Origin of the sequence: Streptomyces cinnamoneus (genome assembly GCF_002939475.1) — a bacterium.
Classification (GTDB): domain Bacteria; phylum Actinomycetota; class Actinomycetes; order Streptomycetales; family Streptomycetaceae; genus Streptomyces; species Streptomyces cinnamoneus_A.
In genome coordinates this window covers 2,370,836-2,396,894 of sequence record NZ_PKFQ01000001.1, presented here as the reverse complement: position 1 = coordinate 2,396,894, position 26,059 = coordinate 2,370,836, and the positions used below count along the sequence as shown (strand labels likewise).

Below are 26,059 nucleotides of genomic sequence, written 5' to 3'. Positions count from 1 at the left end.
GGCCCAGTTCACGCCCAGGCCACCCGCGCTGCCAACGATCCTCACTGACACCGCCCGCCGCCCGCCGCCCGCCGGCCAGACCGCCTGCCTTCGCGTTCGCACTGGGGAGACCGCCATGCATCGCAGATCCCGCAGAACCGCAGCCTCGCACCTCGACCGCCGCGCCTTCCTGGCCGCCGCGGGTGCCGTCACCACGGCCGCCGGACTGGACCTCGCCGTGGGCGCGGGCAGCAGCCCGGCCGCCGCGGCCCCGGCCGGCCCGGACCCCGACCCCGCGGCGGCACAGGCCGCCGCGCCCACCGGCGCCGGCACCACCCTCGCGTCCGTCGCCGCCCCGCGCGGATCGGGCGGCTACCGGCGCCTGGGCGACGGCCCGGGCTGGCCGCGGCTGGTGCGGTCCGAGCTGGCGGAGGCACGCCGGGGGCGCGAGGACCGGCGCACCACGCTCGCCTCGTTCGTGCAGTTCACCGACCTGCACCTGACGGACGTACAGCACCCCCTGCGCTACGAGTTCTTCCGCTCCGGGGAGCCCGGCGCCTGGCGGCCGCACGAGGCGCTGACCCTGCCGGGCGTGGTGTCCCTGGTCGAGCGGGTCAACAGGGTGCGCCGGGGGCCCGCCACCGGTACCCCGTTCGGCTTCGTCATCACCACCGGCGACAACGGCGACGAGAACGCCAAGATCGAGGTGGAGTGGTTCCTCACCGCCCTCAGCGGCGGCCGGATGAATCCCGACACGGGCGACCCGAACCACTACGAGGGCGTCCAGGACAGCGGCCTGAAGCTCTACTGGCACCCCGAGAGCGCCCTGCGGGACCAGGACAAGGCGCTCGGCTACCCCAGGATCGACGGCTACCTCGCCGCCGCCCGCCGCCGCGTCACCAGCCCCGGGCTGAACGTCCCCTGGTACTCCACCTTCGGCAACCACGACCTGCTCTCCGGCGGCTGCTACCCGGCGGCCGGCTCCTTCATCGCCGACGTCTGCGTCGGCAACCGCAAGCTCCAGTACATCCCGCCCGCCGAGGCCAAGTGGCTGATGGAGGGCGAGGCCGCCGGCGCGGACCCCAAGGGCAAGCGCATACAGGACATGCTGAAGGCCCACCGCAGGGAGATGCGCACCGTCACCGCCGACCCGGGCCGGGTGCCGCTCACCCCCCGCCAGTACGTGGCCGCGCACCTCGACCCGCGCTACACCGGCCGCGGCCCCGTCGGCCACGGCTACAGCAAGGCCAACCTCGACTCCGGCACGCTCTACTACAGCTTCCGGATCTCCGACCGGGTCATCGGCGTCAGCCTCGACTCCACCGACCCGGGCGGCCACTACCAGGGTTCGCTGGGCTCGGCGCAGTTCACCTGGCTGGACCGCACGCTCGCGGCCCACAAGGACCAGTACGCGATCATCTTCAGCCACCACCCGAGCTGGAGCATGAGCAACACCGTGCCCGACCCGGGCCGCCCCTCCGAGAAGCGGCACGGCGGCGACGAGGTGCTCGCCCTCCTGGGGCGCCACAACAACGTCCTGGCCTGGGTCAACGGCCACAGCCACCGCAACCGCATCCGCCCGCGCGGCAGCTTCTGGGAGATCGCCACCGCCTCGCACGTGGACTATCCGCAGCTCGCCCGGATCATCGAGGTCACGGACAACCACGACGGCACGATCTCCCTGTTCACCACCCTCATCGAATCCGCGGCGCCCTACCGCACCGACTTCCACGACCTCTCCCAGACCGGCCTCGCCGCCCTCTACCGCGAGCTGGCCTTCAACTCCCCAGGGGCGGACACCTCCCTGGCGGGGGACCCCACCGACCGCAACACGGAACTGGTCCTCGCCCGGCGCTGACGCGAGCTCACCTCGGCAGGACGACGACGTAGGCACCGGGCTCGCGGTCGGCCGACGCCACCAGCGCCGTACGGACGACCGCGGCCTGCTGCTCCAGCGCCGCGGCGTCGCGCAGCATCCCCGGCGCGAGGCGCACGACCGTGATCCCGAGCCGTTCCATGTGCGCGCGCCCGCGGAGGTGTTCGGACCAGGGGTCCTCCTCCTGCCGGGGGTTGCGCAGGTCGAGTTCGAGGGCCACCGCGTGGTCGGGCCAGTAGGCGTCCACGCCCACCAGGAAGGGGCCGCCGGGCAGGCGCAGCTCGACGTTCCACAGCGGGGCCGGCAGGGCGTGCGCCCGCACCATCTCGTACAGCCGGCCCTCGGCGATCGCCCGGCCCTCGGTGACCAGCGCGTCCACCGCGTCCGCCACGTACGGCCGGCGCAGCAGCCGGGCCCGTGACAGCTCCCCGACGAGCGCGCCCGCCTCGCAGTGGCCGCCGCGCACGGCCTCCGCCAGGAGCCGGCGCACGGCGGCCGACTCGGTCATCCGGGCCACGGTGTCGGCCACCGCCCGCTCCGCCGGGGCGACCGGCACCCCCGTCAGCAGCTCCGTGCGCGGCAGGGTGTGCGCCCGCACCAGCCGGACGAACCCGGTGGGGCGCAGCCGGCGGGTGCGCGGCAGCAGGACGTCGATGTGGTCCAGGGACAGCAGCGAGGGCACCGAGGTGAAGCGGTGCAGGGCCAGGGCGGCCGGCCCGGTGATCATGGCCTGGCCGTAGGAGTCCGCGCCCGCGTCCCGGGGCGCGGCGGAAGTCGGCCCCGGCTGGGCGGGCACCCGGGCGCGCGGCAGGGTGTACATCAGGGCCGCGTGCAGTCGCTCCTCGCTGGTGGCGGGCCCGGTGTGGAGCAGGAAGACGCCGGGCAGCAGCTGTTGCCAGGGGCCGCCGGGACGGCAGCGTTCGGCGACGGTGGCGGCGGGGACGCCGTGCTCCCGCAGCTGACGGCTGGTCAGGATGCGGTGACGGACGTCGGACAGGTGGTGCAGGGGGCGGGGGGAGAGGGGGGTGTTCGGGTTCATGCCCCGGCCATTCCCGCTCCCCGCCCGCCCTCTAACCGCTGTTACGCGCCCGTCGGGGAATCACGACGGCGCCGTACCGGTGAAACGCCGGAACGGCGTCAAATGCCGCGCCCGCACCGGTGGTTGGCTCGCACAGGCGTTGCGGCGTGCGACGTCCGTCCGGTTCAGACGGCGGCCTTCGCGTCGCACTCCTGGGCGCGCAGCGCCCGGGCCAGGTCGTCCCGCGCCTCCAGCACCAGGCGCCGCAGCGCCGGGGCGGCGTCCGGGTGTCCGGCCAGCCAGGCGTCGGTCGCCTCCAGCGTCCGCGGGTCGTCCTGGAGGGAGGGGAACAGCCCGCGCACGACCGCCATGGCGATCTCGATGGACCGCTCCCGCCAGACGCGCTCGACCGCCTCGAAGTAGCGCGGGGCGAAGGGCGCCAGCAGCTCCCGCTGTCCCGGCTGGTCGAAGCCCGCGATGGTGGCCTCGGCGAGGGCGTTGGAGAGGGCGTCCGAGTCCACGACCGCGGCCCACGCCTCGGCCTTGACCTCGGCCGAGGGCCGGGCGGCCAGGCAGCGCACCTGGTGCCGCTTGCCGGAGGCGGTGTTGTCCCGCGCCAGCTCGGCCGTCAGCTCGGGCTCCTCCACCGCGCCGCGGGCGGCGAGCGTGCCGAGGAACGTCCAGCGCAGCTCCTGGTCGACGTCCAGGCCGTCGATCTTCGCGGTGCCGTCCAGCAGCCCGCGCAGCAGCTGGAGGTCCGCGTCCGAGGCGGCCTGCCGGGCGAAGAACCGCGTCCACGCCAGCTGGTGGCCGCTGCCGGGCTCGGCGGTCCGCAGCTCGCGCAGCGCGCTTTCGGCCAGGGCGGCGCCGCCCTCCTCGCGCCACGCGGGCGTGACGTAGTGCGTGAGGGCGGTGGAGGCCTGGGCCTGGACCATCTGGAGCACACCGATGTCGGTCTCGGCGCCCGCGAAGCGCCGCACCAGGTCCAGGTAGTCACGGGCGGGCAGCAGGCTGTCGCGCGTGAGGTTCCACAGGGCGGACCAGCACAGGGCGCGGGCGAGCGGGTCGGTGAGGTCGCCCAGGTGCTCGCGCAGGGTGGCCAGCGAGCCCTCGTCGAAGCGGACCTTGCAGTAGGTGAGGTCCTCGTCGTTGACCAGGATCAGCTCGGGGCGCTCGGCGCCGGCCAGCTCGGTGACCACCGTGCGGGGCCCGGCGACGTCGACCTCGGCCCGGGCGTAGCGCTCCAGGGCGCCGCCCGCCTCCGGCCTGCGGTAGAGGCCCACGGCCACCCGGTGCGGGCGCAGTTCGGGGTGCGAGGGGGCGGCCTCCTGGAGGACGGCCAGCTCGGTGATCCGGCCGGCCGCGTCGTAGGTGGCCTGCGGGGTGAGGGAGTTGACGCCCGCCGTCTGGAGCCAGGACCGCGACCAGGCCGCCATGTCCCGGCCGGAGGTCTCCTCCAGCACCTCCAGCAGGTCGGTCAGGCGCGTGTTGCCGTAGGCGTGGCGCTTGAAGTACCGCCGTGCGCCTTCGAGGAAGGCGTCCCGGCCGGCGTGGGCGACGAGCTGCTTGAGGACCGCGGCGCCCTTGGCGTAGGTGATCCCGTCGAAGTTGAGCTTGGCGTCCTCCAGGTCGTGGATGTCGGCCGTCACGGGGTGGGTCGAGGGCAGCTGGTCGGCCCGGTAGGCCCAGGCCTTGCGGTTGTTGGCGAAGGTCACCCAGCCGTTGGTGAAGCGGGTCGCCTCGGTCAGCGAGAAGGCGCCCATGAAGTCCGCGAAGGACTCCTTGAGCCACAGGTCGTCCCACCACTCCATGGTCACCAGGTCGCCGAACCACATGTGCGCCATCTCGTGCAGGATGACGTTGGCCCGGCGCTCGTACGACGCCTGCGTCACCTTGCCGCGGAAGACGAACTCCTCGCGGAAGGTCACGCAGCCCGGGTTCTCCATGGCGCCGATGTTGTACTCGGGCACGAACGCCTGGTCGTACTTGCCGAACGGGTACGGGTAGTCGAAGTTGTCGTGGAAGAAGTCCAGGCCCTGCTTGGTGACGGTGAAGACGTCGTCGGCGTCGAAGTGGCGGGCCAGGCCCTTGCGGCACAGCGCGCCCAGCGGGACGTCGAGGACCGTGCCGTCGGGCAGGGTGCGGCTGTAGTGGTCGCGCACGACGTGGTACGGGCCGGCGACGACGGCCGTGATGTACGTGGAGATCGGCAGCGTCTTCGCGAACCGCCAGGTGGCGGCGGTGCCGTCGACGGCCTCGGGCTCCCCCTCCTGCGCGCCGTTGCTCAGCACCGTCCAGCCGGCGGGGGCGGTCACCGAGAAGGCGAAGGGGGCCTTGAGGTCCGGCTGCTCGAAGTTCGCGAAGACGCGGCGGGCGTCCGCCGGCTCGTACTGCGTGTAGAGGTAGACCTCGCCGTCCTCCGGGTCGACGAAGCGGTGCAGGCCCTCGCCGGTCCGGCTGTAGGCGCACTGCGCGTCGACGACCAGCTCGTTCTCGGCGGCCAGGTCCGCGAGCGCGATCCGCGAGCCGTCGAAGACGGCCTTGGGGTCCAGCTCGTGCCCGTTGAGCGTGAGGCGGGTGACCGAGGGGGCGACGAGGTCCGCGAAGCTCCCGGCGCCGGGCTCGGCGCAGCGGAAGCGGATCGTGGTCACGGAGCGGAACGTCCGCGGCTCGGCGCTCTCGCCCACCGCGGACCGCAGGTCGAGCGCCACGTCGTAGGCGTCCACGGTCAGCAGGCGGGCCCGAAGCCGGGCCTCCTCGCGGGTCAGGTTCTCACCGGGCACGACGTGGCTCCTCGTCTTCGTCACGTATATCGAACACCAGGAATCATGGCACGGGGGGTGGTTGTTGAATCACTGACCGTCCAGCTCTTTCAGAGACGTTCAGAGATGTTCAAACCCCGCAGAGGAGATCGCGTGACCGCGGAGAGAGTGACCGCCGACTTCTGGTTCGACCCCGCCTGCCCCTGGGCCTGGATGACCTCGCGCTGGATGACCGAGGTGGAGAAGGTACGGCCCGTCGACGTGCGCTGGCGCGTGATGAGCCTGGCCGTGCTGAACGAGGACAAGCTCGACCAGGTGCCCGAGGAGTACCGCGCGTACCTGCGCACCGACGCCTGGGGGCCGGTGCGGGTGTGCGTCGCGGCGGCCGCGGAGTTCGGCGACGAGGTGCTCGGCCGGCTGTACACGGCGATAGGCACCCGCTTCCACAACGAGGCGCTGCCCCGTGACCGCGGGACGATCGCGGCGGCCCTGGAGGAGGCCGGCCTGCCGGCCCGCCTCATCGAGGCCTACGACTCGGACGCCTTCGACGAGGACCTGCGCCTGTCCCACAAGGAGGGCATCGACAAGGTCGGCCAGGACGTCGGCACCCCGATCATCGCCGTGCCGGGCCCCGAGGGCCAGGAGGTCGCCTTCTTCGGCCCCGTCGTCACCCCCGCCCCCCGGGGCGAGGCCGCGGCCAGGCTCTGGGACGGCACGCTCCTGGTCGCGGGCACGCCGGGCTTCTTCGAGATCAAGCGGACGCGCACCGTGGGTCCGGTCTTCGACTGACCGGCGGCGGGAGAGGGTGGCGGGGCCGGGCGGCGACGCGCGGGACGCGGGGGTGCGCCCCGGCGGGCGCGGCCGACGCGCGGCCCCGCGGCCGCTCCATTAATGTCCCGGTATGGATCAGACCGACCTCACCCGGCCGCTGGGCCGCGACGGCGGCTGGCCCGAGGCGGAGGCGCCCTGCGCCAACGCCGCCTACGGGGAGCTCCCCGTCCGCGCCTACGACCTGCTGACCCTGGCCCTGTGCCACGTGCTGGGCGCCCTGTGGGCCCTGCTGGGCCTGCGCCGCGCGGCGGGCGCGCTGCGGCACTACCTGCGCCGCAGCGGCACCCCCTACCGGGTGGACGCCGAGGCGCTGCTGACCCTGCCGGCCGTACGGGCGGCGGCCGACGGCCAGCTGGCGCGGTGGCGCGCCGAGGCGCTCGCCCGCTGGCGCGCCGGGCCGGGCGGCCCCGCCGCCTACCCCGCCGACAGCGGCTGGCGCGACGTGCTGCTCACCCGCGAGGTGAGCACCGACTGGTGGCTGGCCCTGCGGTGCGCCGAGTTCCGGCTGACGGGCACGGTCCGGGTGGACGCCGCCGGCCACACCGCCGTGGACTACCGCTTCGCCGTGCAGAAGGCGTGGAACTTCGACCGGGGCAAGTCCGAGCTGGGCGTGCCGTTCGCCCCGTTCGCCCGGCTGCACGAGACGGGCCTGGCCAGGGAGTTCCTGGTGACGGGCGAGGCGTTCGGGCACGCCTGAGCACGCCCCCGGCGGCCGGCGCCCCGAGAAGTGGTGCAATGGAGACAGGCCCCCGCGCGATGTGACCGCGCGGGGGGCCTGTCTCCTGCCCGCTCCGTGAAGGGTGAGAAGACGATCACGAGCAGGCGGTCCGTGCCCCGGCCGGGGTCAGGGGGCCAGCAGGATGCTGTTGCCCTTCGCCTTGGCGGCGGCGTAGCGGGCGGCCACGTCCTGCCAGTTGACGACCTTCCACATGGCCTCGATGAAGTCCACCTTCTGGTTCTTGTACTGGAGGTAGAAGGCGTGCTCCCAGGCGTCGAAGACCAGGACCGGCACCGAGCCCTGGCCGACGTTGCCCTGGTGGTCGTAGACCTGCTCGACGATGAGGCGGCCGCTGACCGGCTCGTAGGCGAGGACGCCCCAGCCCGAGCCCTGGGTGGTGGCGGAGGCCTTGGACAGCTGGGCCTTGAACTTCGCGAACGAGCCGAACGACTCGGCGATGGCGTTCGCCAGCTCGCCGACGCCGTCCTGCTCCAGGGGCTCGCCGCCGCCCTCGCCGCTCATGTTCTGCCAGTAGATGCTGTGCAGGATGTGCCCGGAGAGGTGGAAGGCGAGGTTCTTCTCCAGGCCGTTGACGGCGCCCCACTGGTCCTTGTCGCGTGCCTCGGCCAGCTGCTCCAGGGTGTCGTTCGCACCCTTGACGTACGCCGCGTGGTGCTTGTCGTGGTGGAGCTCGATGATCTCGGGGCTGATGACAGGGGCCAGCGCCGAGTAGTCGTACGGAAGTTCAGGAAGTGTGTAGATGGCCATGCCGAGCCCTCCGACTGCTTACTGCAATTAAGTTGCAGGTAGACGCTATCAGCAAGAGCATCTGAAACGCGGTCATGGGGGTGGGACTCGGTCCAAAGACGGAGGCGGGGTAGGTCCTGGAGATCAGGACCTACCCCGCCTCGGGGGAACGGGTGGTGGGGGCGCGTCAGCCGGTGACGGCCGGCGCGTCCTTGGCGGCGTTCAGACGCTGGCGCACGTATCCGGCCGCCGCGAGGACGAGGGTGAGGCCGCCGGTGAAGTACAGCTGGATCCGGGTGTCCTCCTCGCGCAGCATCAGCGCCAGGACCCCGACGATGCCGGCCAGGGCCAGCCAGGTCAGGTACGGGAAGAGCCACATCCGCACGATGAGCTTGTCCTCGGGGATCCGCTTGCGCATCATCAGCTGGGCCACCGCGATGAAGCCCCACACGACCAGCACGGCCGCGCCGACCATGTTGAGCAGCCATTTGAAGATGGTCTCCGGCCACCAGTAGCTCAGCAGCACCGCGACGAAGCCGAAGGCTGCGGAGGCGACGACCGCGACGCGCGGCACGCCGCCGCTGACCTTGCCGAGGAACTTCGGGCCCTTGCCGCGGGCCACGAGCGAGTACGCCATGCGGGAGGAGCCGTAGATGTTGGCGTTCACCGCGGAGAGCAGCGCCGCCAGCACGATCACCTTCATGATCTGGCCGGCCCCGGGGATGTCCAGGTGGTTCAGGACGGCGACGTACGGGCCCTTCTCGACCACCGCCTTGTCGTTCCAGGGGATCAGGGTGACGACGACCAGCATGGAGCCGACGTAGAAGAGGCCGATCCGCCACATCGAGGTGCGCACGGCGGTGGCGACGCTCTTGCGGGGGTTCTCCGACTCGGCGGCCGCGATGGTCACCGTCTCCAGGCCGCCGTAGGCGAAGACGGAGGCGAGCAGTCCGACGACGAGGCCGTTGACCCCCGTGGGGAAGAGGCCGCCCTCACCCGTGAGGTTGTCGCCGCCCGGGGCGTCGGTGCCCGGCAGGACGCCGGCGATGGCGAGGATGCCGAGAATGAGGAAGATCCCGATCGCGGCCACCTTGAGGGCGGCGAACCAGAATTCGAACTCACCGAAATTCCGCACCGCGGCCAGATTCGCCACGGTGAACATGATCATGAACAGCGCGACCCACATCCAGGAATCGGTGCCCGGGAACCAGCTGGTCATGATGGATGCCGCGCCGATGGCCTCGGCGGCGACGGCCACGCACAACAGGGTCCAGAACACCCACCCGACGGCGAATCCCGCCCAGGGGCCGATGGCGCGCTCCGCGTGCACCGAGAAGCTGCCCGAAGCCGGATTGGCGGCGGACATCTCGCCGAGCATGCGCATCACGAGCATCACCAGAAGCCCGGATGCCGCATAGGCCAGCACGATCGACGGGCCGGCGGCGGCGATGCCCGCGCCCGAGCCGACGAAGAGGCCGGCGCCGATGACGCCACCGAGGGCGATCATCGAAAGATGGCGCTGCTTGAGGCCGTGCGAGAGCGAGGGCCCCTCGGCGATCGACGGCTTGGCCTCGGGGGGCCCGGACACCGGCGGGGAGGGTATACCAGTCATTTTCGTGTGCGCCCCGTTGGATGAGTGCGGAAAAGTTGCCTCAGTGTGGGGGCCAGGTTCACTCAGGACAACACTTTTGACAGAGGAGTCCGATATTCGGACGGCCATGCGACCGTCCGTGCCTGACATATCGCCACATGCGGAGTTCGTTCAGCGGATTCGATATCGGTTCGATATCAGGGTGTCTGCCGGGTGCGCCGGTCCCGGAACTCCCGGAGCACCGCCACGAGAAGGACGGCGCCGGTCGCCGCGGCGGACCACAGCAACTGCGGACGGGCGTCGCGGTCGGTCAGCATCAGCACGAGCACCCCGCCCATGCCGGCCAGCGCGGCCCAGGTCAGATAGGGGAAGCACCACATGCGCAGCGTCAGCCGCTCGGGCATCTCCCGCTCGATCCGCCGCCGCAGCCTCAGCTGTGACGCGGCGATCAGACCCCAGACGAAGAGCAGGACCGCGCCCACCGCGTTGAGCAGATAGCGGAAAATCGAATCCGGCCACTCGAGGTTGAGGATCACCGAGGCGAAGCCGAACGCCACCGACGCCAGCACCGCCCTGCGCGGTACCCCGCCGCCCGAGACCTTCAGCAGCCCCCGCGGCGCCTCACCGCGCTCGGCCAGGGAGAAGACCATGCGGGAGGAGCCGTAGAGGTTGGCGTTCAGGGCGGACAGCAGCGCCACGAAGACCACGATGTTCATGATCTGCCCGGCACCCGGCACCCCGACGTGGTCCAGCACGGCCACGTACGGGCTCTTGCCGGCCTGCATCGACGACCAGGGGAGAAGGGTGACGATGACGAGCATCGAGCCCACGTAGAAGAAGAGGATGCGCCACACCGCGCTGCGCACGGCCCGGCCCACGGCGCGCGCCGGGTCGTCGGACTCGGCGGCGGCGATGGTGACGACCTCCAGCCCGCCGAAGGCGAAGACCACCGCGAGGACGCCGGAGATCACCCCGCTCCAGCCGTTCGGCAGGAAGCCGCCCTGCCCGGTGAGGTTGGTCATCCCCACCGCTTCGGTGTCCGGCAGCAGGCCGAAGATCGCCAGCAGGCTGAGGCCGAGGAAGAGCACGATCGCGCCCACCTTGAGGGCGGCGAACCAGAACTCGAACTCACCGAAGTTCTTCACCGCCGCCAGGTTCGCGGACGTGAACACCACCATGAACACCAGCACCCAGGCCCACTGCGGCACGGACGGCAGCCAGCCGTTCGCGATCTGGGCGGCACCGGTCGCCTCCACGGCGAGCACGACCACCAGCAGGAACCAGTACAGCCAGCCCACCGTGAAGCCGGCCCACCGCCCCAGCGCCCGCTCGGCGTGCACCGAGAACGCGCCCGAGGCGGGCATCGCCGCAGAGAGCTCCCCGAGCATCCGCATGACCAGCATCGCGAGCGCGCCCGCGATCAGGTACGACACGATGATCCCGGGCCCGGCCACGGCGATGCCGGCACCCGAGCCGACGAACAGCCCGGCCCCGATCACCCCGCCGAGGCCCAGCATCGTGAGGTGGCGCTGTTTGAGCCCCGCGGCCAGCGGTTCCTTCTCGCCGCCGGCAAGGGGCTCGGCGGCGGACTGTGCGTCGTGCATGGGGCTCGTTCTCTCGGATCTGTGCGACAGGCGCAAGAGCGCAAAGGTGCAAACGGGTGAGGACCAGAGTCCCCCGGCCGGGCTGATCTGGCCAAGCCGCACGGGTCCTCTCGTGACGAGCATCACGTTTCCACCGCCAAGTGTTCCTAACGGTGCACACGCGCTCGGAACCCGCCAAGCCCGGCCGCTCGCCTTTGTCACTGCCGCCCGGTGCCCATCAGGTGACGCTCGGCTAACGTCGGGCTGTCCTTATACGTCTTTCACCTCGCGGAGTACCGATGGCCACCGCCGTTGCCCCAGTCACCCGGACCGGTACGGTCCTCGCCGACCTGCTCCCCGCCTCCTCCGCCGGCCGGGCCCGCGTGCGCGACGCGGCCCTGATCCTCGGCGGCGCCGCGCTGACCGGCGTCACCGCCCAGATAGCCGTGCCGGTCCCTGGCTCCCCGGTCCCGGTCAGCGGCCAGACCTTCGCCGCCCTGCTCGTCGGCACCGCGCTGGGCGCCCGTCGCGGCTTCCTCTCCCTCGCGCTGTACGCCGTGGCCGGCATGGCGGGGATGCCGTGGTTCGCCGAGGCCCGCTCCGGCGCCGCCTTCCCGTCCTTCGGCTACGTGCTCGGCATGCTGCTGGCCGCGACCGTCGTGGGCGCGCTGGCCCGTCGCGGCGCCGACCGCTCCGTGCTGCGCACGGCGGGCACCATGGCGCTGGGGTCGGCCGTCATCTACGCGGTCGGCGTGCCCTACCTGGCGCTGGCCACCCACATGCCGCTGTCCGAGGCGGTCGCCGTGGGCCTGACGCCCTTCCTGATCGGGGACGCCCTCAAGGCCGCGCTGGCGATGGGCGCGCTGCCGGCGGCGTGGAAGCTGCTGGGCCGGCGCGGCTAGCGGGAACGCGGCGGTCCTCGCCCCGCCGGTGAGACCGGCGGGGCGAGGACCGTGCGGCACCTCAGTGGCGGCCCTGCCTGCGGGCCGCCGCCCACAGGCCCGCGCCGCCGCCGATCAGCAGCAGCGCGACGGCCCCCACCGCCGCCAGGAACGTGGCGGAGCCGCCCGTGTGGGCCAGCTCGTCCCCGTCCTCGTCGTCCCGGTCGTCAAAGTCGTCGTCCCGGTCCCGGCCGGGGGAGCCGGCCGCCGGGCCGTCCTTGCCGCCGGGGCTCCGGCTCGGCGGCGCCGTCCGCGCCGGGCCGCTGCCCGGCCCGCCGGGACTCGCGCTGGAACTCGCGCCGGGAGTCGTCCCGGCGCTCGCGGAGGACGTGCCGCTGCCGGACGGCGTGCCGCTCGGGGACGCGCTCGCGCCCGGGGACGTGCTCGCACTCGGGGAAGCGCTGTCGCTCGGCGTGGCCGAGCCGGACGGCACGTTCTTGGTCCCCAGCAGCAACGGCGTGTCAGGCGCGTCCGAGCTGGTGTCCGTGGTCCCGAAATGCACGGGACCCTGCTGCCACAGCAGCGTCTTGCCGTCGGCCAGCGTGACCGGCAGACAGATCTGCCCCGTGTTTCCCAGATCGAAGTGCGCCGAGACGCGGTACGTACGGCTCTGCCCCGCCCCGAGTTTGTCGATGGCGCACACGTATCCGCTGTTCGAACCCGCCGGGAGTTGTTCGGACGGGATGGCGGTACACCCCTCCACGCCCGTGATGCGCATTCCCTGGAACCCCACGACCTTCAGCCGGACCGCTCCGGTCTCCTTCGCCTCGTTGTTGTGCACCGTGGCCGTCAGACTGGTGTTCCCCGACTTTTTGTTCACCGCTATTTTTCCCGGCAGTTCGGTGCTGACCTTGTAGCCGGCCGGCGCACTGGGCCCCGGGCTCCCTCCCTGGCTGCTCCCGGGCGTGGGCTCCGCGGCCAGGGCACCGGACGGCAGCACCAGCACCGCCGCGGCGGCCGCCGGCGCCCAGAGGCGCGTTCGCCGATTCCTCCGGAACATTTTCGCTCCCCCCTATCTCCACTCCATGCAGAAGTATTTGAATAGGTACCACAAGATTCCAGTACCGAAGGGTGCGGAAGTCCTATTCCGCAATGGGGGCGGGCCTGGTGGGGAATTCGAGTGGTGAGATGCAGGGGCGACTCGTGGTGGGCCGTTACCGGCTGCTGGAATTGATCGGGCGCGGGGGAATGGGGCGGGTGTGGTGCGCGACCGACGAGATCCTCGGCCGGCGGGTGGCGGCGAAGGAGATACGGGTCGACGGCCTCGTGGGCGAGGAGAGCGCCGTCCAGCGCGAGCGCAGCCGGCGCGAGGCGCGGGCCACCGCCCGCATCGACCACCCCAACGTCGTCCGCGTCTACGACGTCGCCGAGGAGGGCGACCGGCTGTGGATCGTGATGGAGCTGATCGACGGGCGGTCCCTGGACCAGGTGCTGACGCACGCCGGCCCGGTCGGCCCGCGCGAGGCCGCGCGCATCGGCCTGGGCCTGGTCGGCGCGTTGCGCGCCGTGCACGCGGTCGGGGTGCTGCACCGGGACATCAAGCCGGGCAACGTCCTGCTGACGGCGGGCGGCCGGATCGTCCTCACCGACTTCGGCATCGCGGCCATGCAGGACGCCGCGGCGCTGACGATGGCGGGCACCCTGGTCGGCTCGCCGGACTACATGGCGCCCGAGCGCGTCGAGGGCCGCCGGCAGGGCCCGCCGTCCGACCTGTGGTCCCTCGGGGCGACCTTGTGCGCGGCGGTCGCCGGCCAGTCGCCCTTCAGCCGCGCCACGACGATGGCGACCCTGCACGCCGTCCTGTACGAGCAGCCTGTGATCCCGGCGGAGGCGGGACCGCTGCGCGACCTGCTGGCCGGGCTGCTGCTCAAGGAGCCCGGCCAGCGGCCCACCCTGGACGCCGCCGAGGAGGCCCTCGCGGCCCTGCTGGAGCCGCTCCCGCACCCTCCGACCGCCCTGTCCGAGCAGCCGCCCCCCGCGCCGCCGCCCGCCCCCGCGCCGCCGCCCGTCCAGCCGCACCGGCCGCCGCCCGGGGCCCCGGTGCAGGACGAGCGGCCGGGGACCGCCCCGGCGCCGCCCGGGCGCAGGAGGGCCGTGCTGGTCACCTGCGGGGCGGTGGCCGCCCTGTGCGTGGTGGTGGCCGCGGTCGTGCTCGCCGGCCGGGGCTCGCAGGGCGGGGGAGGGCAGACGCCGGACCCCGGGACGCGGGGCCCGTCGGTCAGCACGGCGTCCAGCACCCGGGCGTCGTCCCCGGCGTCCCCCTCGTCCCCGCAGGACACGGCGACGGCCGCCACAGCGGCGCGCCGCGCGGAGGACGGCTTCAGCTGGGTGCCGCCCGCCGGCTGGAACCGCACCCAGCAGAGCCCCAGCGACGTGACCTACACGTCGAAGGACGGCGCCGTCGAGCTCTCCGCCAAGCAGGGCCGGACGACCGAGGACCTGCTGACGCACTGGCAGCGGTTCGAGGAGGGCTTCCACGGCACCCCGGGGTACCGCAAGATCCGGCTGGAGCGCACGACGTACGCCGGAGACCCGGCGGTGATCTGGGAGTACGCCTTCCTCCAGGGCGGCCAGCCGCGGCACGGCCGCCAGCTGGGCTTCGAGAGCGGAGGGCGGACGTTCCAGGTGAGCGTCTGGTACGCCGACCCGGCGGAGACCACCGCCCTGCGCGTCTACGAAAGCGTGAAGGAGTCGTTCCGCACCGGCTGACGGTGCGGGACGACTCCTTCGGGGGTGCTGCCCCGGCCGGGGCGGCGGACTACTTCTCGACCGAGGCCGCGGCGCCGCGGCGGCGGCGGTCCAGGACCACGCCGATGCCGAGGACGACCACGCCCACCAGGGTGGAGAGCAGGACCTGCTCGCGGTTGTCCCCGCCGTCCACGACCATGTAGCCGAGCACGAAGAGGATCATGCCGATGGTCGCCCAGGTCAGGTACGGGAAGAGCCACATGCGCACCCGGAGCTTCTCCGGGGCCTCGCGCAGGATGATGCCGCGCATCTTCAGCTGGGTGAAGCAGATGGCCAGCCAGACGAAGAGGGCGATGGCGCCGGAGGCGTTCAGCAGGAACTTGAACACCGTGTCGGGCCACATGTAGTTGAAGAACACCGAGATGAAGCCGAAGACCACCGAGCCGATGATCGCCGCCGCCGGGACGCCGCTCTTGTTGGTGACGGCGAACGCCTTCGGCGCGTCACCGCGCTGGCCGAGGGAGAAGGCCATGCGGGAGGCGGTGTAGAGGCCCGAGTTCAGGCAGGACAGGACGGCGGTCAGCACGATCACGTTCATGATCTGGCCGGCGTGCGGGATGCCGATCGAGTCGAGCGCCGCGACGTAGCTGCCCTTGTCGGCGATCTCCTTGCTGTCCCACGGGAGGAGGGAGACCACGACGAGGATCGAGCCGAGGTAGAAGACGCCGATGCGCCAGATGACGCTGTTGGTGGCCTGGGAGACCGCACGCTGCGGGTCCTCGGACTCGCCGGCGGCCAGGGTGACGATCTCGCTGCCCATGAAGGAGAAGACGACCATCAGCACACCGGTGAGGATGGCGCCGGGACCGTTCGGCAGGAAGCCGCCGTGCGAGGTGAGCAGGTCGAAGCCGTGACCCGGGTTGTCGGAGCCGGGGAGCACGCCGAAGACGGCGAGCAGGCCGATGATGACGAACGCGGAGATCGCGACGACCTTGATGCCCGCGAACCAGAACTCGAACTCACCGTAGGAGCTGACCGAGGCCAGGTTGGTGATGGTGAGCACGATCATGACGATCAGCGCCCAGCCCCACTGCGGCACGGCCGGCATCCAGCCCTCGAGGATCTTGGCACCCGCCGTCGCCTCGACCGCCAGCACGACGACCCAGAAGAACCAGTAGAGCCAGCCGATCGTGAAACCGGCCCAGCGGCCCAGCGCACGGTCGGCGTAGGCCGAGAAGGATCCGGAGGTGGGGTTGGCGGCGGCCATCTCGCCGAGCATCCGCATCACGAAGACGACCATCGCGCCGACGAGGGCGTACGAGATCAGGATGCCGGGACCCGCGGCGGCGATGCCGGAGGCGGAACCCACGAAGAGGCCCGCGCCGATGACGCCGCCAATGGCGATCATGGACAGATGGCGGTTCTTGAGGCCGGCCTTGAGGCCGTCCCCGCCGGACGCGGGGGCCTGGCCGGGGTCGCCGGTCGCCTTCGGCGTCATAGTCGGCGGTGTCGCGCTCATGTGCACGTCCTTCTGGTTGATCCTTCGATGCTCGGGTTACGAGCCCCCGCATTAGAACTTTTTAAAGGCGCCTTTCGGAAGACCCGAATCCATTTCGTTGTATTCACAGAGAGTCACCAAGGGCCGGTGGCCGATCGCCGCCGCGGGACGTGCCACACTCGGACGCATGCGCGTGTACCTCGGCTCCGACCATGCCGGCTATGAACTGAAGAACCACCTCGTCGAGTGGCTGAAGGCCCAGGGCCACGACCCCGTCGACTGTGGTCCGCACATCTACGACGCCCAGGACGACTACCCGCCGTTCTGCCTCCGCGCGGCCGAGAGGACCGCCGCGGACGAAGGCAGCCTCGGCATCGTGATCGGCGGCTCGGGCAACGGCGAGCAGATCGCCGCGAACAAGGTCGAGGGCGTACGGGCCGCCCTGGCCTGGAGCGAGCAGACGGCCGCGCTCGGCCGCGAGCACAACGACGCCAACGTGATGAGCGTCGGCGCCCGCATGCACACGGAGGACGAGGCGACGAAGTTCGTCGAGATCTTCCTGGCCACGCCGTACTCGGGTGACGAGCGTCACACGCGCCGCATCGAGATGCTCAGCCGCTACGAGCGCACCGGTGAGCTCCCGGAGATCCCGGCCCACCACCCGCAGCAGGACTGAGGCGGAGCCTCGTCGACCACCCGCCCGCCGGGCGCCGGGGCCAAAGGCCCCGCGCCCCGGCGGGCGCGGCGGCTCCGGGGCCGACGACGAGACCGTCCGGGAGGACGACGCACCATGCCCGAAGGGCATACGATCCACCGCCTGGCCGCGGACCACCGCGACCTGTTCGCGGGCCGCCCCGTCCGCGCGAGCAGCCCCCAGGGCAAGTTCGCCGACGGCGCCGCGCTGATAGACGGCCGGGTCTTCGAGACCGCCGAGGCGCACGGCAAGCACCTCTTCCTCGGCTTCGCCGGCACCGGCTGGGTCCACGTCCACCTCGGCCTCTTCGGCAAGTACACCCTCGGCGGCGGCCAGGCCCCGCCCCCCACCGAGACGGTGCGCCTGCGCCTCGCGAGCCCGGACGCCCACGCGGACCTGCGCGGCCCGACGGCGTGCGCCCTGATCACCGACGCCGAGAAGCAGGCGGTGCACGACCGCCTCGGCCCCGACCCGCTGCGCCCGGAGCACGACGGCGAGGCCGCCTACGCCCGCGTCTCCCGCAGTCGCAGCAGCGTGGCCGCCCTGCTCATGGACCAGAAGGTCGTCGCCGGCGTCGGCAACGTCTACCGGGCCGAGGTCCTCTTCCGGCACGGCGTCGACCCCTACCGCGCGGGCCGTGACCTGACGCGGGCCGAGTGGGACGCGATCTGGGCGGATCTCGTGGAGCTCATGCGCGAGGGCGTGCGCAACAACCGCATCGACACCGTGCGGCCCGAGCACACCCCCGAGGCCATGGGCCGGCCGCCGCGCGTGGACGACCACGGCGGCGAGGTGTACGTCTACCGCCGCGCCGGCATGCCCTGCCACGTCTGCGGCGACGCGATCCGCACCGCGGGCCTGGCCGCCCGCAACCTCTTCTGGTGCCCGGAGTGCCAACGGGCCTGAGACGGCGGCGGCGGGCGGCGCCCCGGCGTGCGCGGAACACCGCGCGACCGTCGTCCGCGTCCACGGGCTCCGGCAAGCGCGGATACGCGCCATGTGTTGCGTATGAGGTTGCTGAGTCGGCCGGTTCACGGGCGTCGAAAACCGGCCGCGGATTCCTTTATCACCGGAGCCGGCCGGCCGTGAGCAGTACGCGGATCTTCGTCGCCGAATCCCGTACTGAGCGGCGCATTCCCGTTCAAGAGAACGAAGCTCGCATATGGTTGCTCTCCGGGTGCCGGCCGGGTGCCCCCGAGGCGACCGTGTCGGCGCGGCGTGAATCGACGCACCGCCGAATGGGTGGATAAGGTCCCGATGCAATGACTGGCGGTGCGGAGACTCCGACGGCCCGGATGCGCAAAGCACTGCACCGGGCCCGCACGAGCGTGCGCAAAGCCGGTGTCGACTACTTCCGCGGCGACGGCTCCGACTCCGTCGCCCTCACCGCGCTGTTGCTGTCCGTGCCCGCCCTCGCGTGGGGCACCGTCGTACAGCCGGAATGGTGCGCGCCGGCCGCCCTCGTCCTGCCCATCGTCGCCGGAGGGCTGCTGCTGCGCCCCGCCAGTCTCCTCGGGCTGTACGCGGCCGCTGCCGCCGCCCTCATCCTCGAGTCCGCGGTCCTGGACGACCCGTCCGCCTCCGGCGCCGGCCGGGTCTCGCCCGGCACCATCCTCGTCGTCGCGGCCGTCGGCTTCCTCGGACTGCTCATCGCGCAGTTCCGCAGCCGTGTCGGGGTGCCCTGGCGGCGCGGCGGGACCATGCTCTTCGACCTGCGCGAACGCATCCGCGTCCAGAGCAAGCTGCCCAAGCTGCCCCACGGCTGGCACCGGGAGATGGCCCTGCGCCCGGCCGGCGGCCAGTCCTTCTCCGGCGACTTCGTCGTGGCCGCCCGCACCAACGGCGGCCGCACCCTGGAGGTCGTCCTCACCGACGTCTCCGGCAAGGGCATGGACGCGGCCTCCCGCGCCCTCCTGCTCTCCGGCGCCTTCGGCGGCCTCCTCGGTTCCCTCCCGCCCCACGACTTCCTCCCCGCCGCCAACGGGTACCTCCTGCGCCAGGACTGGGACGAGGGCTTCGCGACCTCCGTCCACCTCGTGCTCGACCTCGACACCGGCGACTACGAACTCCTCTCCGCCGGCCACGTGCCCGGCCTCCACCTCACCGCCGGTACGGGCCGCTGGGAGGAGAAGGCCGGTGAGGGACCCCTCCTCGGGGTCTACGACGGCGCCCAGTTCGACTCCGTCAAGGGCACCCTGCGCCCCGGCGACGTCCTCATGCTCTTCACGGACGGCCTGGTGGAGACGTCCGAACGGGAGCTGACCGAGGGCATGGACCGCCTCACCGGCGAGGCCGACCGCTACGTCACCTCCGGCTTCCACGGGGCGGCCTGGCACCTGATCGAAGCGGTCGCCAAGGACGTCAACGACGACCGCGCGCTGCTGCTCATCTGCCGCGACTGACGGGGCACCGCCGCGCCCGCTCCGGACGCCTCCGGTTGTCAGTGGCGGCTGCCATGATCTGGGCGTGGACGAGAGGACTCTCACGACGTTCTTCACGGCATCGAAACGACCTCCACGGTCTCGTAACAGAGGCCCCGTCAGGTGGGGGAGAGCTTGGTGGTCACCTCGGTGATGTTGGTAGACATGTTCGGGTAGCCGTGTGACGCAGGTGAAGCAGCGGGGGTGAGCTCGATGAAGTTCGACATGGGCAGTACGACACTGTCCGGGCTGGTTTCGAAGACGCGGGGTTCCAGTGATGACCTGGGCGGTCTGATCCGTCAGCTCATCGTTGCCGCACAGCCGTTGGAGGGGAAGTTCAACGGGGCGGGCAAGGCGGCGTTCGACCAGTTCAAGTCGCACTCGGACGAGGTGACGGCGGCGCTGAACAGCTCGCTGAGCGCCATTCTGGGTGGTCAGTCGGGGATGGACTCGTCGTTCGGTCAGGGTGACCAGGAGTCGGCGGACAACGCGCGCCAGCAGATGGCGGCGGCGAACTTCGACGCGGCCCGTTTCTCGGGCCGGTAGGAAGCGGGGGAGAACAACGATGGCTGGTGCGGGTGCGGATCGCCGTAGCTATGACACGGGTGCTTCGAGTGAGGTGCAGGGTTCGTTGCAGGGCATCATCTCCCGTCTGGAGACGGTGCTGACGGAGCGTGACGGCGCGGTGAAGGCGGCGATGGCGGACTTCCGGGCGGACGGGGTCTCGGACGCCTACCACGACAAGGAAGTGCGCTGGAACCGGGCGGCGACCGAGGTACGGCAGATCATGACGCTGCTGCGGTCGACGATGGAGAAGAACGACGGTACGGCGCAGTCGACGCTGGCCAAGGCGAAGGCCGCTGTCGACGCCATCGGCTAGAAGCCGGCAGCACGGAGTACGAACGGGGGAGGGGTCGGCGTGGGTGGCAAGTGGGACATCCAACTGGACGGCGTGCGCGCCGCCTTGGGTCACACCGGTGAAGTCGCCGGCAAATTCGAGGAAGAGTTCACGTCCTACGGTGAGCACGTGTCGGGCGCGGCGACATCGGCGGGCACGATGGCCCTGGGGGGAGCGACGGCGCCCGAGGGCGGTTTCGTCGGTCCTGTGGGCGCGGCGCTGAAGGAGTTCGCGGACGGCACGGAGAACGACCTCCGCTTTCTCCCCGTTCGTGCGGGCAAGTCCATCAAGGGCGCGCGGGAGGCCGCCGAGGCGTACCAGCAGGGCGACCTCGAGATGGCCCAGAACAAGGAGGACGCCGCCCTGAAGGCGCCGACTCCGGAGGAGCTCAAGCCGCCGAAGGACGCCAAGAAGTGATCGAGCCGGGCAAGATACCCACTTTCACGGGCAAGCTGGACGTCCTGGAGACGCACGCGGCCGCGCTCAAGACCACGGCGTCCAACATCCGTGGCACCGGCAAGGACGTCCACAACGCCTTCCAGGCCCTGGGCCCGTCCTTCGACACCCCGCACACGCCGGAACTGCTCGCGACCACGGCTCCCGTGCGCGACAAGGCGGACGACTTCGCGAAGAAGCTCGAAACCGTCAGCGGTGCCCTGTCCACCTTCGCGACGACCGCGAAACCGCTGGTCGACAAGATGGACCGGCTGCGGCACGAAGCCGAGACGTTCGTCAAGGACAACAAGGGCGACGACGACTGGAAGAAGGACCAGAAGAAGGTCGATCAGAACGAGCACCTGGTCCATGAGGTCGGCGCCACGTGGGCGGCGTTCCAGGCGGCCGAGCGCGACGCGGCGAACAAGATCACCGCGCTGGTGAAGGACGGCACGCACTTCGTCCTCGACGACGGCTCGCACAAGGCAGGCATGTACGGCTTCAAGGCGGACGACGTCGCGAAGGCAGACGAGACGCCGTGGGGCAAGGTCGACGAGCGCGAGTACACGGGCCTGCGGGCGGCGTGGGAGTGGACGAAGGACAACGTCGGCGGCGCGCTGAAGGGCTTCTTCGTCGACGGCGTCTGGGGCACCCTCAAGGGCCTCGGCAGCATGGTCAACGTCTTCGACTGGGACAACTTCAAGAAGACCTGGTCGGGCATCGGCGACGTCTTCGGCGGCGTGAGCGCGTACCTCATGACGCCGTACGACTGGGCCATGGACAAGATGTTCGGCCCGGTCGACCACAGCGACACGGACCGCCAGAAGGCGGCTCTGCGTGACTTCGGCAAGTCGATGGTCGCCTGGGACGAATGGGGCAAGGACCCCTCCCGCGCCTTCGGCACCGTCCTCTTCAACGCGGTCACCCTCGGCTCGGGCACGGCCCTCAAGCTCGGCAAGGCGGGCAAGCTGGGGGCGGCCTCGGAGGCCGTCGCCGCGGTGGGCAGGGCCGGCGCGCTCGCCGACCCGATGACGTACATCAGCAAGGCGGGTGGCGTCGCCAAGCTCAAGGTCGGCGACTTCTTCAACGGCCTGAAGGCGTCCCAGACGGGCCTCGACGACCTGGGCCGCAACCTGCCCGCGGGTAAGGGCGCCCACCCGGGCGAGGTGTCGGTGCCGCCCGTGCACGGGGGCGAGGCGTCGGTGCCGCAGCCGCACGCGGGGGAGACGCCGTCGGCGCCCACGCGTCCGGCACACGGGGCCGAGGCCCCGTCGGCTCCGTCTAAACCGGCTTCGCAGGGCCTCCCCTACACCGACCACGCGGGCAACGAGCGGGTGGTCGGCGGCGACGGCGTCATCAGGGACAAGCACGGCGACCCGGTCCCGGACACGGAGCCGGTCAGGGAGCCGCACAAGTCGGACCTGCCGAACAACGCGCACGAGACGGCCCCCGCGAAGGAGGACGCCAAGGTCCTCGAGGGCGCGGGCGGCCCCGGCCACGTGGAGGGCGAGGGCGCCCACCCGGCGTCGCCGCACTCCCCGCCCGCGCAGCCGACGAGCACGCACCACCCCACCGACGGCGGCCACCCGACGGGCGGCGGCAGCGGTGGCCCGAACACCACGCCCCACACGGGTGGCGGCCACGTCTCGGACCACCCGACGGGCGGCGGCTCGGGCTCGCACGGTTCGCAGGGCGGCGGCTCGCTCCCGCCGGCCCACGGCGGAGGCGGAGGCCACGGCACGCCGGGCCACGGCGGCGGTCACGACGGGCCGGGCCCGGAGGGTGGCCACGGCGGCGACGCCCACCCGGCCTCAGGCGACCACGGTCATGACGGGTCGCAGAGCTCGGAGCCGCGTCACGAGCCGTCCGAGGCGCCGCACGACGTGGACTCCGGTGCCGGTCACGGGTCGGACGATCACCAGCCGACGACGGATGCCGAGGGCGCGGAGCATCGCGGTGGGGACGAGGCGTCCCACACCATGCGGTCGGACTACATCGCTCCGGACGACCCGAAGTCGAGGGTGCCGGCTCTCCCCAAGGAGCACGGCGACATCGTCCTCTCGACCGGTGACCATGTGTACTTCGAACCGGGCCTGACCACGATCGGGTACGACGACATGTCGCGGCTGAACCGCGAGATGACGGCCCGGATCGAGGGCTATCACGACGTCGTCGTGCACGGGAACAACAAGGGCTTCTTCATGCCGGGCAGGAAGAACGCAGCCGGAGTGGACTTCCCGCCCGGTGAAGTGAGCGCCGGCCACATCATCGAGGCGATCCGGAACAACCCGAGCTACAACGGTGGTCCCATCAGGCTCATCTCCTGCCACACGGGTGTGCTCAAGGAAGGCGAATTGGGCATTCCTGCCGCCCAGGCAGTGGCCAACGAGCTGAAGGTTCCGGTGATGGCACCGACGGACGAGGTGGGCATTTACCCGTCCCGAGGCAAGGGGCAGCAGCCGGAGGTGCAGAATGGCGGATATTGGAGAACCTTCCTTCCCCTTCTCCAGTAACTCAGCGAAAGGAAGACTCCCATGAAGATCCTGGGTCTCCACCAGGAGACGTGGCCGTCGGCCCCGGGCGCCGTCGGCAGCATCCGGGACGACGTGACGGACTCGCCGTGCCCGGACGAGAAGGAGATCGCGTCCTACCTCCGCGGTGGACACGTCCTCTTCGCGTCCATGGGTGTGGTGGACGACGTGCTCGGGTCCGGCGAGAGCATCGTCGGCGGCGGCTCCCTGTTCACGGACGGGGAATGGGTGTGGCGCGGTGATCTCTGGTTCTATGTGACCACCTATCACCTCCTGCTGCCGGACGAGTTCGTGAACAAGGCGCGCGCAGCGGGGTTCCACGTCCCCGCGGTGGAACAGGATCGCCTCATCGAGCTCACCGACGAGATCCAGGCGATCAGGTCGAAGAGGTAACCGCGACACCGGCTCGCGGGAGTGGCCCGGTGACCGGAGCGGGAACCTCCAGGTGGTCCCTCCGGGCCGGCATCAGGCGAGGAAAGGACCGGCGGCTCCGTGGCCCGCATAGACACCCTCCTCGGCGTCGACTTCGACGGCCGGGCCGTCGACGATCCGTATGACGTCGTCGACGAGGGTCTGGACGACCCCCGGCACCGGGAGCGCGTGCCCGGGCTCGTCGCGCTCATGCACGATTCCGCCGCGTCGGACCACGACCGGCTCACCGCCTGCATCGCGCTGCTGACGTGGGGCGAGGCGGCCGGGCACGAGGCGGTCGTCGCGGGGGCCGCGGATCCGAAGAAGGCGGCCTGGTACGACAGCTGCATCGACCGGAAGTTCTCCGTCGACAACACCTTCGGGCACATCGCGCGCGCCATGGCGTCCTACGGCAGCAGCGGCATGTGCGAGGAGAAGGGCACGCAAGCCGGTCGCGTCGAGGCCGTCCGCGCCCTCATCCGCATCGCCGACACCGAGTACTTCGACGAGCAGCTGGAGTGGGCCGTCGCGAGTTGTGCCGAGGAGCCGGGCGTCGTCGACGACGTCGAGGACGTCATACAGCGCGGAGTCCTCCGGCTCTCCGGCGACACACGCGTCATCGGGTTCGACCTCGCCACCCAGCTCGTCGACCTCGCCTGCGCCGTCTCGGACGCCGACCCCCGCCGGGCCATGCGCCTCGCCGCCGAGGTGCTCTTCGTGGCCCCGAGCGACCGGGCCCTGAAGCACGCGGAAGCCATCGCATCGCGGGCGGACGGCCCCGACGAGGAGCTCTTCGCCGGACACCTGCGCAGCGTCGGCGCCGCCCTGCACTCGTTCGTCAAGATCCGGCAGAACGCCTCAGCAGCACGTACCCCGACCGCGACAGACAGGACAGCCACCGCATGACCAAGGACGTGATCGCGCTCACCCGGCGCATGCCGGACGCCATGAGCGTCCTGGCGGGACTGCTCGCCGGTGGTCCGGACGTGCGGGTGGACACCGTCGGCGACGGCGCCGTGATCCAGTTGTGCGACGCCGAGGGCCGGCCGCTCGTGTCGGTCGAGACGCCGGTGATGGTCCAGGTCCCCGACGAGGCGGACCGGCTGCTCGGACCGGGGGCGGAGCCGCCGGGCGAGGAGCCGCAGTGGTGGGTGGAGGCGCGGGCCACCACCGGTGTTCCCGAAGCCGAGCGGCTGGCCGGTGCGTTCGCCGCCCGTCTGACGATGCTGCTGGGCGGCCGTGTGTGGCCGCCGGACGCCCCCGGCACCCAGGGCGCCGCGCATCCCGTCGACATGTCGGGGGTGACGGCCGTACCGGTTCCGGCCGCCGCGCAGCCGGCCGTCGACATGTTGACCGAGCAGGCGGCCGTCGTCCTCCAGGACCGTCCCGTCGTCCCGATGACGAGCTGGCTCTCGGAGGCCCTGCGGGCCACGGTGGAGAGCGACCGGTCCCTCCAGGTCATCACTCCGCCGCACTGCCGCCTCTCCCTCCCCACCCGGCTGCTGCTGCAGTCCGTGCCGTCGCGGTGGGTGGTCCAGGACGAGCGGTGCGGCTACTACGACGGGCTGACGGGCGCGGTGCTGCGCTGGCAGGAGAACGCCTTCGTCCCGGACCGGGACGACAGGGGCGAGACCCCGGTGGCCGACTCCTTCGCGGAGTTCCAGCCCACCGACGAGCGGCAGCTCGTCCTGTCCTTCCGCACCCTGCACCGGCCCGATGCGGACCTCGTCCTGGGCGGCGCCGTCGAGGCCGCCTGGCAGGCGCTGACCGGCGCTCTGCCGGCCGGCTGGGGCACGGCCGAGCCGGCGGGGCTCGTCTGGTCCCGCCGCCAGCTGACCGACCTCGCCTACCGGCGGGCTCCCGAACCCACCTGGACCGTGGTCGTCGGCGACGCCGACCGGCCCGCCATCGCCACCCTCCGTGTGATCCGCACCCCGGAGGGCGTGGAGGAGGACGTCACCCTCACCGTCGGCTACGGCGCGGGCGAGAAGCCGCCCCTGGAGGCACTGCCGGAGCTGGCCGCCGAGCTGGTGACCGGGCACGGCCTGAAGACGATGCTGTGTCAACTGCGGGCGGCCCGCCGCGACCTGACCGCTCCCGCCCGCTTCGAGCGCCCCCCGATGCCGTACGCCTTCGTCCTGGGCGCCGCGGAGGTCCGGGAGGCGGGCCGTGAGCTGGCGAGTCGTACGCCGCTGGCGCGGACGCCCGTTCAGCTGGGCCCCGACGCCGCCCCCGGCTTCTACTACCCGCTCGGCGACGGCGAGTCGGAGGAGTGCTGGGAGACCTTCGGCGGGCTCGTGCGGCATTTGCGCGGTGCCGAGGCCAGTTGACCCCCGGAGCGCGTGCCGAGCCGGAGAACGGGCGGTGTCCTGCCGCGGTTCCACCGGCCATCGCCCGGATTGTCCCCGCGCTTTGCATGTGTATTGCAAGGTTGGTAG

22 protein-coding genes are annotated in these 26,059 nt (G+C 71.8%); 15 read left to right on the top strand and 7 right to left on the bottom strand.

Features of this window, described 5'->3' with window-relative positions:
• Window positions 1-115: 115 nt before the first annotated feature.
• Window positions 116-1,837 (top strand): TIGR03767 family metallophosphoesterase, encoded by a 1,722-nt coding sequence (locus tag CYQ11_RS10170; RefSeq protein WP_099200508.1) that lies wholly within the window; start codon window positions 116-118, stop codon window positions 1,835-1,837.
• A 7-nt stretch (window positions 1,838-1,844) separates the two neighbouring features.
• Here CYQ11_RS10170 and CYQ11_RS10165 read toward each other — a convergent pair whose 3' ends face one another.
• Together CYQ11_RS10165 and pepN are read right to left on the bottom strand one after the other, a co-directional pair.
• Entirely contained in the window at window positions 1,845-2,894 is a 1,050-nt protein-coding gene (locus CYQ11_RS10165; RefSeq protein WP_099197314.1) for a hypothetical protein, read from the bottom strand.
• Between the two features lie 164 nt (window positions 2,895-3,058).
• On the bottom strand, window positions 3,059-5,656 hold the full coding sequence (pepN, locus tag CYQ11_RS10160; RefSeq protein WP_099200509.1) for an aminopeptidase N: 2,598 nt from the start codon (window positions 5,654-5,656) through the stop codon (window positions 3,059-3,061).
• A gap of 132 nt (window positions 5,657-5,788) precedes the next feature.
• On the opposite strand from pepN, the gene CYQ11_RS10155 reads away from it, so the two are divergent.
• A complete protein-coding gene (locus tag CYQ11_RS10155) occupies window positions 5,789-6,424 on the top strand; it encodes a mycothiol-dependent nitroreductase Rv2466c family protein (protein WP_398779632.1) in 636 nt (211 codons plus the stop codon).
• Between the two features lie 112 nt (window positions 6,425-6,536).
• Window positions 6,537-7,163, top strand: coding sequence for a hypothetical protein (locus CYQ11_RS10150; protein ID WP_099200511.1), 627 nt, complete (start codon window positions 6,537-6,539; stop codon window positions 7,161-7,163).
• A gap of 147 nt (window positions 7,164-7,310) precedes the next feature.
• On the opposite strand, the gene CYQ11_RS10145 is transcribed toward CYQ11_RS10150, so the two are convergent.
• The 3 genes from CYQ11_RS10145 to CYQ11_RS10135 all read right to left on the bottom strand — a co-directional run bounded on the left by CYQ11_RS10145 (window position 7,311) and on the right by CYQ11_RS10135 (window position 11,126).
• Complete coding sequence (locus CYQ11_RS10145; protein WP_099200512.1) at window positions 7,311-7,952, bottom strand: superoxide dismutase; 642 nt, start codon at window positions 7,950-7,952, stop codon at window positions 7,311-7,313.
• 166 nt (window positions 7,953-8,118) lie between these two features.
• On the bottom strand, window positions 8,119-9,438 hold the full coding sequence (locus tag CYQ11_RS10140; protein ID WP_240003537.1) for an amino acid permease: 1,320 nt from the start codon (window positions 9,436-9,438) through the stop codon (window positions 8,119-8,121).
• Window positions 9,439-9,719: 281 nt separating this feature from the next.
• Window positions 9,720-11,126 (bottom strand): amino acid permease, encoded by a 1,407-nt coding sequence (locus tag CYQ11_RS10135; protein WP_099200514.1) that lies wholly within the window; start codon window positions 11,124-11,126, stop codon window positions 9,720-9,722.
• A gap of 278 nt (window positions 11,127-11,404) precedes the next feature.
• Here CYQ11_RS10135 and CYQ11_RS10130 point away from each other — a divergent pair, with 278 nt between their 5' ends.
• A complete protein-coding gene (locus CYQ11_RS10130; protein ID WP_099200515.1) occupies window positions 11,405-12,007 on the top strand; it encodes a biotin transporter BioY in 603 nt (200 codons plus the stop codon).
• 61 nt (window positions 12,008-12,068) lie between these two features.
• On the opposite strand, the gene CYQ11_RS10125 is transcribed toward CYQ11_RS10130, so the two are convergent.
• Window positions 12,069-13,046 carry a hypothetical protein gene (locus tag CYQ11_RS10125; RefSeq protein WP_146104664.1) on the bottom strand — a complete coding sequence of 326 codons (978 nt, stop codon included), beginning with the start codon at window positions 13,044-13,046 and terminating at the stop codon, window positions 12,069-12,071.
• A gap of 128 nt (window positions 13,047-13,174) precedes the next feature.
• Between CYQ11_RS10125 and CYQ11_RS10120 the strand changes: the two genes are divergently transcribed.
• Entirely contained in the window at window positions 13,175-14,755 is a 1,581-nt protein-coding gene (locus CYQ11_RS10120; protein WP_099200517.1) for a protein kinase domain-containing protein, read from the top strand.
• Window positions 14,756-14,804: 49 nt separating this feature from the next.
• On the opposite strand, the gene CYQ11_RS10115 is transcribed toward CYQ11_RS10120, so the two are convergent.
• Window positions 14,805-16,253, bottom strand: a complete 1,449-nt coding sequence (locus tag CYQ11_RS10115; RefSeq protein ID WP_181143627.1) for an amino acid permease — start codon at window positions 16,251-16,253, stop codon at window positions 14,805-14,807.
• A 166-nt stretch (window positions 16,254-16,419) separates the two neighbouring features.
• Between CYQ11_RS10115 and CYQ11_RS10110 the strand changes: the two genes are divergently transcribed.
• The 10 genes from CYQ11_RS10110 to CYQ11_RS10060 all read left to right on the top strand — a co-directional run bounded on the left by CYQ11_RS10110 (window position 16,420) and on the right by CYQ11_RS10060 (window position 25,951).
• Window positions 16,420-16,908: a ribose-5-phosphate isomerase gene (locus tag CYQ11_RS10110; RefSeq protein ID WP_099200519.1), complete on the top strand. Its 489-nt coding sequence runs from the start codon at window positions 16,420-16,422 to the stop codon at window positions 16,906-16,908.
• 114 nt (window positions 16,909-17,022) lie between these two features.
• Window positions 17,023-17,832, top strand: coding sequence for an Fpg/Nei family DNA glycosylase (locus CYQ11_RS10105; RefSeq protein WP_099200520.1), 810 nt, complete (start codon window positions 17,023-17,025; stop codon window positions 17,830-17,832).
• Window positions 17,833-18,188: 356 nt separating this feature from the next.
• Window positions 18,189-19,328 (top strand): PP2C family protein-serine/threonine phosphatase, encoded by a 1,140-nt coding sequence (locus CYQ11_RS10100; RefSeq protein WP_099200521.1) that lies wholly within the window; start codon window positions 18,189-18,191, stop codon window positions 19,326-19,328.
• Between the two features lie 231 nt (window positions 19,329-19,559).
• Complete coding sequence (locus CYQ11_RS10095; RefSeq protein WP_099200862.1) at window positions 19,560-19,892, top strand: hypothetical protein; 333 nt, start codon at window positions 19,560-19,562, stop codon at window positions 19,890-19,892.
• 19 nt (window positions 19,893-19,911) lie between these two features.
• Window positions 19,912-20,226, top strand: coding sequence for a pore-forming ESAT-6 family protein (locus CYQ11_RS10090; RefSeq protein ID WP_099200522.1), 315 nt, complete (start codon window positions 19,912-19,914; stop codon window positions 20,224-20,226).
• Window positions 20,227-20,265: 39 nt separating this feature from the next.
• Window positions 20,266-20,661: a DUF6507 family protein gene (locus tag CYQ11_RS10085; protein WP_099200523.1), complete on the top strand. Its 396-nt coding sequence runs from the start codon at window positions 20,266-20,268 to the stop codon at window positions 20,659-20,661.
• Window positions 20,658-23,192 (top strand): DUF8616 domain-containing protein, encoded by a 2,535-nt coding sequence (locus CYQ11_RS30250; protein ID WP_240003505.1) that lies wholly within the window; start codon window positions 20,658-20,660, stop codon window positions 23,190-23,192. The genes CYQ11_RS10085 and CYQ11_RS30250 overlap by 4 nt, the downstream gene beginning before the upstream one ends.
• 21 nt (window positions 23,193-23,213) lie before the next feature.
• Entirely contained in the window at window positions 23,214-23,603 is a 390-nt protein-coding gene (locus CYQ11_RS10070; protein WP_099200524.1) for a hypothetical protein, read from the top strand.
• Window positions 23,604-23,702: 99 nt separating this feature from the next.
• On the top strand, window positions 23,703-24,527 hold the full coding sequence (locus CYQ11_RS10065) for a hypothetical protein (RefSeq protein ID WP_099200525.1): 825 nt from the start codon (window positions 23,703-23,705) through the stop codon (window positions 24,525-24,527).
• On the top strand, window positions 24,524-25,951 hold the full coding sequence (locus CYQ11_RS10060) for a DUF6177 family protein (protein WP_099200526.1): 1,428 nt from the start codon (window positions 24,524-24,526) through the stop codon (window positions 25,949-25,951). The genes CYQ11_RS10065 and CYQ11_RS10060 overlap by 4 nt, the downstream gene beginning before the upstream one ends.
• Window positions 25,952-26,059: the final 108 nt, after the last annotated feature.